This is a genomic window from Prevotella corporis DSM 18810 = JCM 8529 (genome assembly GCF_000430525.1).
GTDB classification, from domain to species: domain Bacteria; phylum Bacteroidota; class Bacteroidia; order Bacteroidales; family Bacteroidaceae; genus Prevotella; species Prevotella corporis.
Window position 1 is genome coordinate 7,850 of record NZ_AUME01000009.1, and the last position, 17,063, is coordinate 24,912.

Here is a 17,063-nt window from a genome sequence, read left to right on the forward strand (position 1 = left end):
GTCAAGACTAATATGAAACTCAGGTCCAACCTCGCAGACAGAAACGATAGTAAAATAATCTAATATTTGAGAAGGCAAAACAAGAGTTGCCAAGGTGCGTAACATTTTTTCTTCCATAATGCGAAGGTCGGAATTATTAAGATAAATAACAAATTATTCCCCCATTGATTTTCTACTGAGCCATTAACACAAGTACGCTTGGCGGAAATTGGTTTGTAAACCGGATTGAAGCGATTGATGCCACCTCGCTTGATGATGAGCTTTATTCAACCAAAAACTCCCGTAATTATGATGTCACCAACCTTAAGGCTGGCTGTCTGATGATTAACTTATCAGAGACAGACAAGTTCAATCAGTATTTCATCGTCTTGTACAAGTATGATGGGACGAGCTGGACGAATCAAGGCTCACGGAATGTCACCTTATCCAGCAGTAACAAGTTCACGTTTCTCAACTATCAATGCAAGTTGAAGAAGAAAACGGATAAGGAATTGGAAGTAAAAGTACAGGCTGGAAGTGATTTTTTCCGCTACAGATTTGAGAAGACTGTTCTTGACCCAATGAAATAATTAAGACCTAAGATTATGAAGACTATTATTAATCTAATAGCACCTTTTGCGAGCCTTGTGCTTTTGACTTCTTGTTTTACCTCTTATGACCCTCTTGCCTATAGCAGAATGAGAGAACGTAATAAGTCTTATCAGCTGGAGCAGGAGAAGAGAGAAGAGGCTGCTTGGCGGGAAATATTCAATGTTGACGCAAACAAGGCTCTTTCTGCGACTGTCAATGAGCTGGCAACTGAATTGTATGGAGAGCTTGGCAAGGGTGCAGTTCCTGAACATGATTTTGCAACAAAAAATATATCCTATTACTATGATGCTAAACAGGCTGTCTGCCCTGTAACCTTTTATCTGAGAAGAAGGAATCAGGATGTCATTATAAAAGGTAATCTCACTTATTATGACAATGCGAGGCAGCAGGTGAAATTTGTATGTACGGATGCTATTAATACACGAAAGGGTGACAGGAAATATATTCGGACTTTAAGTGAAGGGATTATTTTCAATACAAAATAAATCCAGACTCTATGACTGATAGTCAGTGTTGAGAATTTCTTTGCTGTTGGAAACAGACAAGCAATAGAATTGGGAATTTCCTACAGACGCAGCGAAACATGGTCATGGTTACAAATAAACCTAAGACCTGTCAGAATAGGGGGATGTCATAGCTTTCCCCCTATTGGCTGTATTGTATATTTATGGTCCTTTCTCTATCTCGCGCAGGACGAATACGCCTTCGCCTACCGATTTCACACCGCTGACAACCATGAACCGCTTTCCGTACTTTTCTTTCAGCGTGCAGCGGCGGGCGTTGCGACCGATGTAGTCGAGGCATCGGCCGAAGGCGCGGCTCTTGTAGTAGGCACTGTCGGGGTTGGAGACGAATTGTAGTTGGAGGGTGCTTTGCTTGAGCATGATTTTCTCGCAGCCTAATCGTCTGCCGATGCGACGGAGGGCCACGACTTGCATCAGCTCCTCGCCTTGACGGGGGACGGGGCCGAAGCGGTCTTCCAATCGTTTGCGGTAGGCATCGAGTTCCTCGTCGCGCTCAATATTGTCCAGCTCCCGGTAGAGGAGCATCCGCTCGCTGCTGCCGGGAACGTAGGTGTCGGGGAAATACATTTCCAGGTCGCTTTCTATGGCGCAGTCGTCCACGAAGTCGTCGCCCGTTATCTCTTTTCCTTCGGCCATCTCTTCGGCATAGAGGTCTTGGAACTCATCGTTTCTCAATTCGGTCACAGCTTGCGAGAGGATTTTCTGATAGGTTTCGTAGCCCAGGTCTTCCATAAATCCGCTTTGTTCTGCGCCGAGCAGGTTGCCCGCACCGCGTATGTCGAGGTCCTGCATGGCGAGGCTGAAGCCACTTCCGAGGTCGGAGAAAGTCTCAAGAGCTTCCAAGCGGCGGCGCGCTTCGGGATTGATGGCCGAGAGGGGTGGGGCGAGCAGATAGCAGAAGGCTTTTTTGTTCGAGCGTCCCACACGTCCGCGCATTTGGTGCAGGTCGGAAAGGCCGAAGCGGTGGGCGTCGTTGATGATGATGGTGTTGGCGTTTGAGATGTCGATGCCATTCTCGACGATGGTTGTTGAGAGCAGCACGTCGTAATCGTGGTTCATGAATCCCATGACGATCTCTTCTAATGCTTCCGGTCTCATCTGCCCATGTCCTATCCCCACTCTGCAATCTGGTACATAATTATTGATAAGTTTCTCTATTTCCAGGAGATTGGCGATGCGGTCGTTTACGAAGAACACTTGCCCATTGCGGCTCATCTCGAAGTTGATGGCATCGGCGATGACCTCATGTCCGAAGGTGTGTATCTCAGTCTGTATCGGGTAGCGGTTGGGTGGAGGGGTGCGCATGATGCTCATGTCCCTTGCCCCCATCAGCGAGAATTGGAGCGTTCGGGGGATGGGTGTCGCCGACATGGTGAGCGTGTCGATGTTCGATTTCAGTTGGCGCAGCTTCTCTTTGGTCGATACGCCGAACTTCTGTTCCTCGTCGATGATGAGTAGCCCGATGTCTTTCCACTTTACGCTTTTGCCTATGAGCTTGTGTGTGCCTACGAGGATATCTATTTTCCCCTCTGCCAAGTCTGCCAAAACCTCTTTCGTCTGCTTCGCCGAACGGGCACGCGAGAGATAATCCACTCTTACCGGCATATCTTTCAGCCGCTTCTTGAACGTCTGGAAATGTTGAAAAGCAAGCACTGTTGTCGGCACGAGCACTGCCACCTGCTTGCCGTCGCAGGCAGCTTTGAAGGCCGCCCGCACTGCCACTTCTGTCTTTCCGAAGCCCACATCTCCGCAGATGAGACGGTCCATCGGGCGTGCGCTTTCCATGTCTTGCTTCGTCTCTTGCGTTGCTTTCAGCTGGTCGGGCGTGTCTTCGTAGAGGAAAGATGCTTCCAGCTCGTGCTGCATATAAGAGTCGGACGAGAAGGCAAACCCCTTGTCATGCCGGCGTTTGGCGTAGAGCTTGATAAGGTCGCGTGCAATATCCTTGATGCGTTTCTTGGTCTTTTCCTTGAGCCGCTCCCAAGCTCCTGAGCCAAGAACGGAAAGGCGCGGCTGTTCTCCGCTGTCGGCGCGCCGGTATTTGCTGATTTTGTAGAGCGAGTGGATGGACACATCCACTATGTCGTTGTGCTGATAGACTAATCTTATCATCTCCTGATAGGAGTCTACTGCCGGCACACGGACGAGTCCAGCAAACTTTCCGATGCCGAAATCCACATGAACGAGGAAGTCGCCCGGCTCCATCTCCTGCAATTCCTTCATCGTCAGTGCCATCTTGCCTTGCCTTGCCTTGTCTGATTTAAGGTTGTATTTGTGGAAACGGTCGAATATCTGATGGTCGGTGAAGCAACAAACTTTCAAAGAGTTGTCGATAAACCCCTCGTGCAGCGTGCGACTGACGGGTGTGAAGGGAATGTGTTCTCTGCCTGTTTCGTTTCCTATATTATCGAAGATGTCGCGCAGTCGGGCAGTCTGTTTCTCGCTGTCGGCAAGGATGTAGAGCTTGTAGCCTTGCAGAAGATAGTCCTGCAAAGTCTTGGTGAGCAAGTCGAAGTTCTTGTGAAAGAGCGGCTGCGGGGTGATGTCGAAGCGGATGATTGACTGGTTTTCCATCGTTCTGCCCGTTATTGTCGTGTCTGCCGTTCGGTTCGGACCAAATTCTATTCGGCGGAAATTCAATGCGTCGTCCGTAAACTGCATGGCTGAAATGAGCTGCGATGAGCCTTGTAGTGCCGTGCGCAGTTCCATTTGTTCCACTTCCGTCTTACCCTCCATCTGCTCCATGACAGCCTGAGTGGTAAATCCCTCCTTATATATATGCTCTATTGCATCGTGGATATACAGAAAGTCTTTGACGACCAGCAAGCTGTCCTGTGGCAGGAATTGCAGAAAAGGCACCTTCTCTTCCGATAACGTGGCGAGTTCTGGCACTATCTCCACTCGGTTTTTCTTGTCCTTCGAGAGCTGCGTCTCCACCTCGAACGTACGGATTGTATCAACGTCATTGCCAAAGAAATCAATGCGGAACGGCAGTTCGCTTGCGAACGAATACACATCGAGGATGCTCCCTCGCATTGCAAACTGTCCCGGCTCATAGACATAATCCACCTGTTGGAAACCAAACGACCGCAAGGTCTTTTCCATTTCCATCACATCGACGGTTTGCCCCACTTCTACGCTGAGTGTCCGCTCGTCCAAATGCTTCTTGGCAACCACGAGTTCTGCCAATGCCGATGGTTCTGTAACGATGCAGAGTGGTGTTGCGGTTGCTTCTTCTCTCTCCGATTCTGATGTTTTCTGCCCCTCCAAAGCCGACAACCTCGAAAGTACCTCGGTGCGCAGAATTTCGTTTCCGGCATCACGCTGTCCGTATTTCACAGCACGTCGATAAGACGACGGGAAGAATAGTACCTCTGCCGTCTGCCCCTTGCCGTCCTCTGGCATGGCAATCGTCTTGAGATCGTTGTAGAAATATCCCGCCTCGTCATTGTCGTTTAACACAAAAAGTATCGTTTTCTGCCATCTTTGTGCAACGGAGGCGAAAAACATCGGTGTAGCTGAGGCCACGAGTCCTTGCAGGAAAACCGTCTTTGCCGATTTGTCTTCCAGTACTTTGAGCAACGCACCTACCTGTGGCAACAGTGCGTAGAGTTGTTGTAAGTCTTGTATATTCATCGCATCATTTGCGTTGAGACTGCAAAGATACAACTTTTATGCGAGCATGGTGACAAAAGTGGGTAGTGTTTTTGTGTCAAGGTTACTGTAAAGTGGGTATTAAAAATGGCGAAATGGTCTATTTTATGCCTCAATAACGCTTTTTGAATCAATTTCACCGGTTCTCCGATCACCACTACCTAATTGTCGGTATATTGAAAAACCACTATTTTTAGGTATTGCACAGGATTTAGAAACTTCCTAACTTTGCATCCGTAAAACAATGTAAAGTGGTAGAAATTATGAAAAAAACAGTTGTGGTTTACGGTTCATCAACCGGCGTATGCGAGAATATTGCAAACATTATCGGCGAGAAATTAGGAGCAGAGGTCATCAATGTGTCGGATTTTTCAAACGATACGGTGTCCAATTACGATAATTTGATCCTCGGCACTTCTACATGGGGAGCAGGAGAATTGCAAGACGACTGGTACGATGGCCTGAATGTCTTGAAGGAAGCAGATCTTTCGGGCAAGACTGTCGCACTCTTTGGTTGTGGCGACAGCGAGTCTTACTCCGACACTTTCTGCGGTGCCATGAAGGAAATCTACGATGCGGCTAAAGGGGCGAATATTCTTCCCGGTGTGTCAACAGAGGGATACACTTTTGACGACAGCGAGGCCGTGATTGACGGTCAGTTCGTTGGGCTTGCTTTGGATGATGTGAATGAGGACGATCAGACCGAAGCCCGCATCGATTCATGGCTGGAGGCTATCAAAGGCTCACTCTAAGATACGGAAATTTCTCTGAAAACAAGGCTTGACAAGATGAATACGCAAAGGATGGACACAGACATGAGGGTGTTGATGAACCATATCTATGAGTTCAAGAAAGGCATTCGACAAATGGTGCTATATACTTTCAATATGAAGTATGAAGCCCTTGTCAAGGAACGGCTTCAGCATCAGAACATTCCTTATCTGGTTCATCCGGTAGGAAACGGGCGTTTGAATTTGTTTTTTGGGCGCAAGGAGTGTCTGGACGCCATCCGACTATTCGTCACCAAGCCATTGAACCAACTAACTCCTGAGGAAGATTTCATACTCGGAGCTATGTTGGGGTATGATATTCGAGTGCAGTGCGAGCGGTATTGCGAGCGCAAATGCCGCACTTGCAATCGGGCACAGTAAGCATTTATCTTCAATATGGTAGTGACCATATAATTTATTAAATGAATCTTGTTCGCGAAATAGAAATTATTTCATAATGTTTTTGTATAGGAAAAATTAAGGGTTGTCGTGAGACAATCCTTTTTTGCTATGTGCTCTGCTATTCTTCTAATTATTTGTCAGACAAGATGATAGTTATAATTACTAAGCAACCGTCAATGGCAAATGCCCATGCGGGATCCTATAAACCTCCATCGGAATTGTGATACATCGTATAAGGGGTTGTGGTCTGTCATCTTTTGTGTTCTTCTCAGTTCAAAGTGACAAGGCGATTGAACAAACAGCTCGTTTCGTTCTCTCATTCGCATACACGTTGTACTTAAAAATCAGGTTGAAACAGATAAGGCTTATTTCGTGAGTCGCCTATATTTGGCAGATAAGGAGAATGGTAAAAAATATTGACAGTTTATGTTCCTCTGTAAGTTTTCTAAATGTTTGAAAATGAGTGAAATAGTTTTACTCTATCAAAAGGTTAGCTTCCGCCACCCGAAAGATGAGCTATCGCACGGCGAATGCTGACCTTTTGCAATGCGTAAGTTTAGGTTTTGTCTCTCCGATTGTGAAATAGTTTTACAAAGCTGAGCCTCCTTGCTGCGATGACGGCTTGTTAACGGCATGCTGCCGTATAATCAATGTTGCTGCATTGCTTATTTTAGGTGGGCTCAGTCAAATGCACTGTAAAAGCGCCGGGTCAGCTTTTAAGATTCCATCTTAAAACTTTTGCTCACAAGTAAAAGAGGACTGGGGACGACGTTGGTAATATTCGGTGAGGAGCTTGCTGTCTGATGTCTAATTTGTGGTTAATGCTGTTTTTCTGAGTGTTCATTGATAAATAGCAGACATTTAATGAAATTTATCAGAAAATCTTACTACTTTTGTAGCCATATAGACGAACTGGTATTTTATTATGATATACAAATCAGATTTTCTTGTTATAGGTGGTGGAGTTGCAGGAATGACTTTTGCCCTTAAAGTTGCCAATAGCGGAAAGGGGAAAGTAATTCTCGTATGCAAAACCACTCTCGATGAGGCAAACACGGCCAAGGCACAAGGCGGTATTGCATCAGTGACCAATCTCAAGGTTGACAATTTTGAGAAGCACATTGAGGACACGATGATTGCCGGTGACAACATATCGAACCTGGAAGCCGTAGAGCACGTTGTCAGAAACGCACCTGAAGCTATTCGCGACCTACTCGACTGGGGGGTCAATTTGGATAAGCGTGAGGATGGAACGTACGACCTCCATCGTGAAGGTGGACACAGCGAGTTCAGGATTCTTCACCATGCCGACGACACAGGTTTTGAAATTCAGCGCGGTTTGATGGAGGCGGTGCGCCGTAACAAGAATATCACGGTGCTTGAGAATCACTTTGCCGTCGAAATTATCACTCAACACCACCTGGGTGTTGAGGTTACGAGAAGAACACCTGATATAGAATGTTACGGTGCCTATATCTTAAACCCCAATACCCAAAAGATTGACACATATCTCAGTAAGGTAACACTCATGGCGACGGGCGGAATAGGGGCTGTTTATGCGACGACCTCCAATCCAGGAATAGCCACGGGCGACGGCATAGCCATGGTCTATCGTGCCAAGGGTACAGTTGCCGACATGGAATTTGTACAGTTTCATCCCACGGTGCTCTACAATCCTTCGGAAACCCGTCCGGCATTCCTCATCACAGAGGCCATGCGTGGTTACGGAGGGGTGCTCCGCTTGCCCAACGGCGATGAGTTCATGCAGAAATATGATGAGCGACTGTCGCTTGCTCCGCGCGATATTGTGGCACGAGCCATTGACCACGAGATGAAAATCCACGGGTTGGACTACGTCTGTCTTGATGTCACCCACAAGGATGCCGACGAGACGAGGAAGCATTTCCCCCATATCTATGCAAAATGCCTGAGCATCGGCATTGATATAACCAAAGACTATATTCCCGTTTGTCCGAGTGCGCATTACATGTGCGGAGGAATAAAAGTAGATCTCAACGGCGAAAGCTCCATCCATCGTCTCTATGCCGTTGGCGAATGCTCGTGTACGGGATTGCATGGCGGTAACCGTCTGGCAAGCAACTCATTGATTGAGGCTGTGGTCTATGCCAAATCGGCCGCAAAGCATTCGTTGAACAGTATTGATAAGTACAATGTTAATCTCGACATTCCAGAGTGGGATGACAATGGTACGATGAGCAACGAGGAACGAGTGCTTATTACCCAGAGTGTCAGGGAGGTTGGTGGTATCATGAGCAATTATGTCGGAATTGTCAGAAGCAATCTTCGACTGAAGCGTGCTTGGGACAGACTGGACCTTTTGTACGAGGAAACCGAACGGCTCTTCAAGCAAGTGAAGGCCACAAAGGATATCTGTGAGCTACGGAACATGATAAACGTTGGCTATCTCATTACGCGACAGGCTATCGAGCGCAAGGAAAGTCGCGGATTGCACTACAATATTGATTATCCCAATCATGCACGATGACTCGTCTTTGTCGTGGGAATGTCTGCCGCGCGCTCATTACTGTTTAATTCACAAATACAAAAACATTATAGAAATATGACTAAAAAAGAATGGCTTGATAAAGGATATATCGACGAACCTATCCCTGATAACGTTGACATCAAGGCCGAAATACGGCGCATGTGCAAGGAGAAGAATGCCGTGATAATGGCCCATTACTATACCGAGGGTGAGGTTCAGGACCTCGCTGACTTCGTAGGCGACAGCTTGGCCCTGGCCCAAAAAGCTGCGGCAACTGATGCCGACATCATCGTCATGTGTGGAGTGCACTTCATGGGTGAGACCAACAAAATTCTGTGTCCTGACAAGACGGTGCTGGTCCCCGACCTGAATGCCTCATGCTCGCTGGCGGAGAGCTGTCCGACAGATGAGTTTGAGAAGTTTGTCAAGTCACATCCCGACCATACTGTCATCAGCTACGTGAACACCACGGCTGCAACTAAATCGCTCACCGATGTGGTGGTGACGAGCAGTAACGCATGTCAGATTGTGGAGTCGTTCCCCAAAGACACGCCCATTATCTTCGGTCCAGATCAGAATCTGGGTGGCTACATCAACAGTATAACGGGCCGGAACATGCTGTTGTGGAACGGTGCCTGCCATGTTCATGAGAAATTCTCAGTTGAGAAGATTGCCCGGCTCAAGCGTGAGCATCCTGGTGCAAAGGTGTTGGCTCACCCCGAATGCAAAGGACCTGTGGCAAAAATCGCCGATAAGGTGGGAAGTACGGCAGCTTTACTGAAATTCAGCATTAGCGACCCAGCCAAAGAGTTCATCGTGGCTACGGAGAGCGGGATATTGCATGAGATGCAGAAGTCGGCTCCTCACAAAACATTCATTCCTGCTCCACCTGACGACAGTACTTGTGCTTGTAATGAGTGTAACTTTATGAAGCTCATTACATTGCATAAATTATACAACTGTCTGAAATATGAATGGCCAACGATTGAGGTTGATCCGGAAATAGCGGAGAAAGCAGTGAGACCAATCAATAAAATGCTTGAAATTTCGAAAAAATTAGGATTGTAACAACGGTTGATGCAATCGTGAAATGTAAAAGATACGACAATGTTGACAATAGAAGAACTGAACGACAGGCTTATAGACCTTGCCTTTAGCGAGGATATTGGTGACGGAGACCATACGACTCTCTGTTGTATTCCGGACGATGCGATAGGCGAGAGTAAGCTGCTCATTAAGCAAGAGGGGATTTTTGCTGGTGTGGAGATTGCGAAGGAAGTGTTCCGGCGCTTCGATTCGTCATTGGAAGTGGAGGTTTATGTGAAAGATGGTGCGCATGTTCATCCAGGTGACATCGTGATGAGTGTGAAAGGACGTGAACAGAGCCTGTTGCAGACAGAGCGGCTCATGTTGAACATCCTCCAGCGGATGAGTGGCATCGCGACAATGACCCACAAATATCAGCAGGCACTCGTTGATGCCGGCACCAAAACTCGTGTGTTGGACACCCGAAAGACAACACCTGGTATGCGCATGCTTGAGAAAGAGGCTGTCAAGATAGGAGGGGGGATGAATCATCGCATAGGTCTTTTCGATATGATTCTGCTCAAGGACAACCATATTGACTTCTGTGGCGGGGTTCATAATGCTATATCTCGTGCCAAACAATACTGCAAGGAACACGGAAAGAACCTGAAAATCGAATGCGAGGTGAGGAACTTTCAGGAGTTGGATGAGGCGCTGACTGAAGGGTGCGACCGAATCATGTTCGATAACTTCACTCCGGAGGATACTCGCAAGGCCGTTGAGCTTGTCGGAGGTCGTTGTGAAACTGAATCGAGTGGAGGTATTACATTCGAAACAATGATTCCATATGCCAAAGCTGGTGTCGATTTTATTTCATTCGGTGCACTCACGCACAGCGTTAAGGGACTTGACATGAGTTTTAAGGCAGCTGGTAGCGACAAACTCGTGATTAAATAAATAGTGATACGTCAGTAAAAAATGGATGTATTAGATAAAATATGCCATAAAAGTAGTATCTTCGCAAATAAACTGATGTTCAATCACAGGTGAGTTGCGCTTCAATCACAAGTGAGCTGCTCTTTGAACATTAGAGAAAAGTAAACCAACATGATAAAATAATTAGATAATGAAAAAGGTTAAGTTTATTTTAATGGTTGTGATAGTTGCAACACTCGCAGCTTGTGGCACAACTTCTACCGTGCCATTAACAGGACGTAAGCATAAAATCAACGTAAGCGACGCAGAATTGTTAAGCCTTAGCAATAAGGAGTATGCCAAATTCATGGCTTCTGCTAAGAAATCGACCAATGTCTCCAACACACAGATGGTGAATAGAGTGGGGAGAAAACTGGCGAATGCTGTAGAAACATATTTGCGGAATAATGGTTTTGCTAATGAAATCAATAACTTCGATTGGGAGTTTAATCTTGTTGCTGACAAGCAAGTGAATGCTTTCTGTATGCCAGGTGGCAAGATTGTCGTTTACGAAGGTTTGCTTCCTTACACTCAGAACGAAGCAAGTTTGGCCGTAGTGCTGGGACATGAGATTGCACATGCTGTCGCAAAGCATAGTGCTGAGCAAATTACAAAACAGCAAAACCAACAAGTTGGTACAGCCATATTGGGCACTGTGCTGAACTCCGCTGTCGGATCAGGAGTCGGAGACATAGCTTCACAGATTGCTTCGGGCGCCTTTACTTTCAGAAATATTAAGTATAGTCGCGACCATGAGTTTGAAGCCGACCACATGGGCTTAATTTTTGCAGCCATGGCGGGCTACGATCCTCAGAATGCGGTGAGCTTCTGGCAGAGGATGGCTGCCTCTTCGCAAAGCAAGGCTACGGGATTGCAGCTGTTTCTTAGCGATCATCCGTCTGATGCCAAACGAATCGAACGAATTCAGGGCTGGATGCCTGAGGCCATGAAGTATTATACGGCAAGCGGAGCTTCGACACCTGAGCCATCAAAGGTCAGCAAGCCCTCGACCAGGAAAAAGAAATCAACAACCCGTCGTCGCTGATTATTACAACGAAGGCTGAACAGTCCCACTTGGAAATAGGAAATACTTTCCACTGATATTCAGGATTTTCACTCGCTATAGTGCTTGAAATTCTGAATATCGGTGGTATTTTTCTTATAAAAAGATTGTCCATTCCAATATCTTTTATTATCTTTACAATCGAAATAAACTGTAAAGATTATGATAGATTACTTCGTTCAAAACCTTTGGATGGCATGGGTGCTTGGTAGTCTCCTTTGCCTTGTGTTGGAACTGATCAATGATGATTTCTTCATTCTCTGTTTTTCCATCGGTGCTGCCATAGCTGCCATAGTCGCAGCGTTGACTGATAGCATCGCAGTACAGACCATAGTCTTTGCTGTTGCTACGGTTTTGAGCATCTTCTTTGTGCGTCCGTTGGCCCTGAAGTACTTTCACAAGGGTGGTGAATCACGTTTGAGCAATGCTGAGGCATTGATTGGGCGCGTTGGAAAGGTTACTGAGAAGATTGAAGCTGGTGGATATGGCAGGGTAAAGATTGATGGTGATTACTGGAAGGCCCAGTCTGTCAATAATTTAGAAATACAAGAGGGAAAGACAGTCAGAGTCCTTATGCTCAATTCCATCATCGTCACTGTTGAGATAGCTTAGTATTAACATTAATAGAACAAACCAAATATTTTAATAATTATGTCTATTGAATACATTGTTTTAATTGCCATTATCCTGTTGGTGATACTTTTTGCCAAGATGGCCGTTGTGATTATCCCACAAAGTGAAACTCGTATTATCGAGCGACTTGGTAGATACTATGCGACATTGCAGCCTGGTATCAACATCATTATACCTTTCATCGACCGTGCCAAGGAAATTGTTGCCTTGCGAAGCGGCAGATACACGTACACAACCGTCATCGACTTGCGCGAGCAGGTGTATGATTTCGACCGACAGAACGTAATTACCAAGGATAACATTCAAATGCAAATCAACGCATTGCTCTATTTCCAGATTGTTGATCCGTTTAAGGCTGTCTATGAAATCAACAACTTGCCAAATGCAATAGAGAAACTCACGCAGACAACTTTGCGTAATATCATTGGCGAGATGGAACTTGACCAGACTTTGACCTCTCGCGACACTATCAACACTAAGCTTCGCTCGGTGCTTGATGATGCAACCAACAAGTGGGGTATCAAGGTGAACCGTGTTGAGTTACAGGACATCACACCACCTGAGAGCGTACTTCAGGCGATGGAAAAGCAGATGCAAGCAGAGCGCAATAAACGAGCAACCATTCTTACGAGTGAAGGTGAGAAGCAGGCGGCCATTCTTCAGTCTGAAGGTGAGAAAACATCAACCATCAACCGTGCTGAGGCTGACAAGGAACAGGCCATCCTCATTGCCGAAGGTCAGGCTCAGGCCCGCATTCGTGTGGCTGAGGCTGAGGCTGTTGCGATACAGCGAATCACCGATGCAGTGGGCAAGAGTACAAATCCCGCCAACTATCTCATTGCGCAGAAGTATATTCAGATGATGGCTGATTTAGCTAAGAATGAGAACCAAAAGACGGTTTACTTACCTTATGAGGCCACAGGCATGATGGGCTCCATTGGTGGTATCAAGGAAATGTTTAAAGGAGAATAATCAATTTAGTTGACAAGAAGACAGATGGACTTGCGTGCTCCAGCGTTGATGTGTTGAATAGACCGCAGAGGAGAAAACTCGTCCACTTGTATTCCAATTTAAAATCAGCCCAATGAGCAATAAGAGTAGAAATCTTAGATTCTGTATTTTTTGTGGTGCACGACCGAACTTCATTAAGGTAGCACCGATTGTCCGTTTGCTTGAAAAGATGCAGGCAGAGGGAAGTTCCGCCTGTCAGGTGTCTTACTCAATGGTTTATGCAGGCAAGTCGGACGATATTACATTGGAAGATAGTTTGTTTGACAATCTTCAGATCTCACGTCCCGCTGTTTGCTTAGGCGTTGTTTGTGAGAACCTAAATGACCTTACCGGACAAGTGATGTCGAAGTTTGAGTTGTATTTGCAGGAACATCCGGCCGACGTTGTGATTGTGGTCGATGACCTCGCCTCAACAATGGCTGCAGCGATCGTTACCAAGAAGCAAGCCATCACCTTGGCCCACATAGCGGCTGGAACGCGCTCGTTCGATATCACGATGCCAAAGGAAATCAACCGGCTCGTGATAGATGGGCTTTCCGACGTACTTTTCACGGCTGGTTTGAGCAACAATAGCATAGCCAACAAAGAAGGCGCCGAGTTGTCGAAGGTCTATATGGTGGGAAATATCCTCATTGATAACATTCGTTATAACCGTGAGCGAATGGGCGGCATGTCGTTCGAGTGCATTTCCGCCTTGAAGGGTCTCAATCTAAAGGCGAAACAATACTATGTGTTCACGCTCAACCGCAAGGCGCTGATGAGCGACAAAGAGAATTTAGAGAAAATGCTCGACGCCATGATACAAAATGTGGGCAATATGCCGGTAATCGCTCCGCTTCGAGCATCAGCCATAGAGGCAATCTCGACAATGGCTGTGACAAAGCATCCCGATTTACACATAGTTGAGCCATTGGGCTACCTTGACTTTGCCTATTTGTTGGCCAATACCCGCGGCATTATCACCGATTCGGGTAATGTCGCCGAAGAAGCGACCTTCAACAATGTGCCTTGCGCTACGCTGAACAGCTATACGGAGCACATTGAGACAGTGAAACAGGGTACAAATGTCCTGGTAGGCGAGGATGCCGACAAGTTGGGCAAGGCCGTGGCTGATATGACCAATGATGCATGGAAGCCAGCCAATATCCCAGATCGCTGGGATGGCCGTTCGGCAGAGCGGATTGTGCAGACGCTCATTGGGTTGATGGAATAAGACCATCGAGCGAATATTTTTTGAATAAACACACCTGTAGATGGAAGTGGTGCGAGATGGGCCGACAATGGCTAATCTCGCATTATTTTTTGTCATACAATCATAAGTTCGTTACATCTTTTCAGCCCCAATTGTTTTTACAATCATCGAACAGACGCTAAGACAGAACCGCTGTTTAGCATGCCGGAAAGCCCTTGCCAAGCAATCGTTTCGTATGTCTCCAGTTAGTAAAGAATTTTTACAAAAAGTCTTTCACTTCCGAGCCTTCAACTGTTTGGATATTAGCTGATTAGTTTTTTGCTTATGAAAGCTCACCTATCGTCTTGCAATAGCTGACCTTTTGTGGTGCGATAGCTCATCTTTTGCCACATGAAGGCTTAGTAATTGAGAAGAGAAAGTAAAATTATTTTACGAAAAATGACAGCGCAACGGCACCCGAATCTTTTGTCGTCGTAATACCTTATTTAATAAGGCGGAAAAGAACGGCCACTGAATTCACTACAATTTTTGCAAAGTACTAAGACCTCTGCTATCAAACCAAAGTATGAACAGTCGTCAGGTTGTGAGATTTGTTTTAGCTCAAATTAAAACTTCTCTTTGGTCTATCTGTCTCCTTTTTTGTACCTTTGTAGTTAAGATGCAGAAAGAACAAGATAATTACCAACTTCTGACCCAAGGGCCTGTCCGCCACGTGGTCATAAAAATGTCGGTTCCAACCATTATTTCGATGATGGTGACGAGCCTTTACAATATTGCCGATACCTATTTCGTCGGTCAGCTCAATACCCAATCGACTGCTGCCGTTGGTGTTGTTTTCTCCATCATGTTCTTTATTCAGGCGTGTGGCTTTTTCTTTGGTCATGGCTCTGGCAACTATATTTCCCGTGAGTTGGGGGCGCGAAGGCGCGATAATGCAGTGAAGATGGCCTCTAACGGATTCTTTTATTCGTTTTTGATGGGTACGGCGATCCTTATCGGCGGTCTCATCTTTCTGCAGCCACTCTCGCTGCTGCTTGGTAGCACGCCGACAATCTTGCCTTACACCGAACAATACATGGGTATCGTTCTACTGGGTGCGCCTTTTCTTACCTCCTCTCTCACACTGAACAACCAGTTGCGCTTCCAAGGTAATGCCAACTATGCCATGTATGGGATTGTCGCAGGTGCCATTCTGAATATCAGCCTTGACCCACTATTCATCTTTACCTTCAATCTCGGCATAAGAGGGGCAGCTCTCGCCACCATCATAGGGCAGTTCTCCTCGTTTCTCATCTTGTTCTTTATGACTCGGCATAGAAAGAACATCGGTATACACATCAAGAACTTCGCTCCCTCGTGGCATTCTATCAAGGAGATTTTCTTTGGTGGCAGCCCGTCGCTCATGCGTCAGGGATTAGCCTGTGTTGCCACGATGTCGCTCAATATTGCAGCGGGTGCTTATGGCGACTCGACTATTGCAGCCATGAGCATTGTCAACCGTATTTCAATGCTTGTGTTGGCGGCAGTAATAGGGCTGTGTCAGGGGTTCCAACCTATTTGTGGGTTTTGCTATGGAGCAGGACTTTATTCCCGTTTGCGCGAGGCCTTTAGGTTCACGCTGAAGTTAGGAACCATTTTTCTGTTGTGTGTTACTGTTGTTGGGTGGCTGGTTAGCAGTTCGCTGATAGGGCTTTTCCGCAACGACCCAGAGGTGATAGCCATCGGTGTTGTGGCATTCCGCTGGCAACTCTGCACCTATGCGCTCTGTCCTTTTATCATTGGCAGCAACATGCTGGCACAGACGTGTAGGAAACCAGTACGTGCCAATATCCTTGCAGCTAGCCGGCAAGGGTTGTTTTTCATACCTCTGATTTTTACTTTGCCCATGTTTTTCGGGTTGTTGGGAGTCGAAATGTGTCAGGCTGTCAGTGATGTGCTGTCGTTTGCTGTGACGATTCCCATCATGATATATACCTTCAAAGAATTCGCAAGAGAAGAAGTTGTTCGAGGAACGACGGTGAATCAACATACAAAACAGGAGGAATTATGACAAGACTGTACATCAAAAATATGGTTTGCGATCGTTGTAAGATGGTGGTCGATAAGCTATTGCAAGAATTGGGCTTGTCTCCGCAACGCATAGACTTGGGCGAAGTGCTGATTGAGGGGGAGCTGGGAACGGAGAAGCGTGTTGAGCTGATGGAAAAACTGGCAGCATTGGGCTTCGAATTGCTCAGTGACAGACGGCAGAAGACCATCGAATTGGTAAAAAACGCTCTGATTCGGCAGGTTCATCACAGAGACATTAATTCTCCTTTGAACATTAGCGAATATCTTTCGGACGAGCTTCACCAGAACTACAATACGCTTTCTAAACTCTTTTCTGAAGTGGAGGGAAAGACAATAGAACGCTATTACATAGAGTTGCGCATCGAACGGGTCAAGGAACTTATCCGTTACGACGAACTTTCACTATCGCAGATCGCCTTACAGATGAATTATTCATCAGCGGCTTATCTCTCAACGCAGTTCAAAAGCGTGACGGGCATGACTCCATCACAATTCAAAGCTTTGAAAGAGAATAACCGAACGAGCATTGACAAGGTATAAACGATGCGAAATCTTATAAGTCTTACCCATAAAATTATAACAGACTGAGGTGATTTAATGCTTATCTTTGTAGCAGATAAATTATTATTCACAATTAAATATTAAA

General features: G+C 46.2%; 14 protein-coding genes. 13 read left to right on the forward strand and 1 reads right to left on the reverse strand.

Annotation, left to right across the window (positions count from 1 at the left end):
- Positions 1-320 precede the first annotated feature (320 nt).
- Both H515_RS0102720 and H515_RS0102725 read left to right on the forward strand, forming a co-directional pair.
- The gene (locus tag H515_RS0102720) at positions 321-569 is read left to right on the forward strand and encodes a hypothetical protein (protein ID WP_028901562.1); all 249 of its coding nucleotides are present in this window, start codon (positions 321-323) and stop codon (positions 567-569) included.
- Positions 570-584: 15 nt separating this feature from the next.
- The gene (locus H515_RS0102725) at positions 585-1,076 is read left to right on the forward strand and encodes a hypothetical protein (RefSeq protein WP_154653626.1); all 492 of its coding nucleotides are present in this window, start codon (positions 585-587) and stop codon (positions 1,074-1,076) included.
- 180 nt (positions 1,077-1,256) lie between these two features.
- On the opposite strand, the gene mfd is transcribed toward H515_RS0102725, so the two are convergent.
- Positions 1,257-4,751, reverse strand: a complete 3,495-nt coding sequence (mfd, locus tag H515_RS0102730; RefSeq protein ID WP_025875414.1) for a transcription-repair coupling factor — start codon at positions 4,749-4,751, stop codon at positions 1,257-1,259.
- 281 nt (positions 4,752-5,032) lie between these two features.
- Between mfd and fldA the strand changes: the two genes are divergently transcribed.
- From fldA to H515_RS0102785, 11 genes are all read left to right on the forward strand, one after another.
- Positions 5,033-5,521 carry a flavodoxin FldA gene (fldA, locus tag H515_RS0102735; protein WP_025875413.1) on the forward strand — a complete coding sequence of 163 codons (489 nt, stop codon included), beginning with the start codon at positions 5,033-5,035 and terminating at the stop codon, positions 5,519-5,521.
- A gap of 51 nt (positions 5,522-5,572) precedes the next feature.
- Positions 5,573-5,920 (forward strand): DUF2023 family protein, encoded by a 348-nt coding sequence (locus H515_RS0102740; RefSeq protein WP_028901563.1) that lies wholly within the window; start codon positions 5,573-5,575, stop codon positions 5,918-5,920.
- A 946-nt stretch (positions 5,921-6,866) separates the two neighbouring features.
- Positions 6,867-8,447 carry an L-aspartate oxidase gene (nadB, locus tag H515_RS0102745; RefSeq protein ID WP_025875410.1) on the forward strand — a complete coding sequence of 527 codons (1,581 nt, stop codon included), beginning with the start codon at positions 6,867-6,869 and terminating at the stop codon, positions 8,445-8,447.
- A gap of 75 nt (positions 8,448-8,522) precedes the next feature.
- Positions 8,523-9,515 (forward strand): quinolinate synthase NadA, encoded by a 993-nt coding sequence (gene nadA, locus H515_RS0102750; RefSeq protein ID WP_025875408.1) that lies wholly within the window; start codon positions 8,523-8,525, stop codon positions 9,513-9,515.
- A 39-nt stretch (positions 9,516-9,554) separates the two neighbouring features.
- Positions 9,555-10,430 (forward strand): carboxylating nicotinate-nucleotide diphosphorylase, encoded by an 876-nt coding sequence (gene nadC / locus H515_RS0102755; RefSeq protein WP_028901564.1) that lies wholly within the window; start codon positions 9,555-9,557, stop codon positions 10,428-10,430.
- A 169-nt stretch (positions 10,431-10,599) separates the two neighbouring features.
- On the forward strand, positions 10,600-11,493 hold the full coding sequence (locus H515_RS12865) for a M48 family metallopeptidase (protein ID WP_081410111.1): 894 nt from the start codon (positions 10,600-10,602) through the stop codon (positions 11,491-11,493).
- A 180-nt stretch (positions 11,494-11,673) separates the two neighbouring features.
- A complete protein-coding gene (locus H515_RS0102765) occupies positions 11,674-12,123 on the forward strand; it encodes an NfeD family protein (protein ID WP_025875406.1) in 450 nt (149 codons plus the stop codon).
- Between the two features lie 39 nt (positions 12,124-12,162).
- Complete coding sequence (locus H515_RS0102770; protein ID WP_025875404.1) at positions 12,163-13,116, forward strand: SPFH domain-containing protein; 954 nt, start codon at positions 12,163-12,165, stop codon at positions 13,114-13,116.
- Between the two features lie 112 nt (positions 13,117-13,228).
- A complete protein-coding gene (locus H515_RS0102775; RefSeq protein ID WP_025875402.1) occupies positions 13,229-14,368 on the forward strand; it encodes a UDP-N-acetyl glucosamine 2-epimerase in 1,140 nt (379 codons plus the stop codon).
- Positions 14,369-15,005: 637 nt separating this feature from the next.
- Complete coding sequence (locus tag H515_RS0102780; protein WP_025875400.1) at positions 15,006-16,397, forward strand: MATE family efflux transporter; 1,392 nt, start codon at positions 15,006-15,008, stop codon at positions 16,395-16,397.
- Positions 16,394-16,957 (forward strand): AraC family transcriptional regulator, encoded by a 564-nt coding sequence (locus H515_RS0102785; protein WP_025875398.1) that lies wholly within the window; start codon positions 16,394-16,396, stop codon positions 16,955-16,957. The genes H515_RS0102780 and H515_RS0102785 overlap by 4 nt, the downstream gene beginning before the upstream one ends.
- Positions 16,958-17,063 lie beyond the last annotated feature (106 nt).